General features: G+C 39.4%; 1 rRNA gene. It reads left to right on the forward strand.

What is annotated here, in order from left to right:
• A 23S ribosomal RNA gene (locus tag ACYQ78_RS40105) occupies nt 1–236 on the forward strand; the annotation flags it as partial.

The following is a 236-nucleotide window of genomic DNA, read 5'->3' on the forward strand; positions in this document are numbered from 1 at the left end:
GAAACTTAGGTAAAACTAAGTGAAAGTCCGAACTGACTAATGTTGAAAAATTAGCAGATGAGTTGTAGTTAGGGGTGAAATGCTAATCGAACCTGGAGCTAGCTGGTTCTCCCCGAAATGTGTTGAGGCACAGCAATTAGTGAAGGATTATTTAGGGGTAAAGCACTGTATTGATACGGGCTGTGAAAGCGGTACCAAATCATAGCAAACTTAGAATACTAAATATTTCTGCCATT

It is taken from the genome of Herbidospora sp. RD11066 (assembly GCF_054661255.1).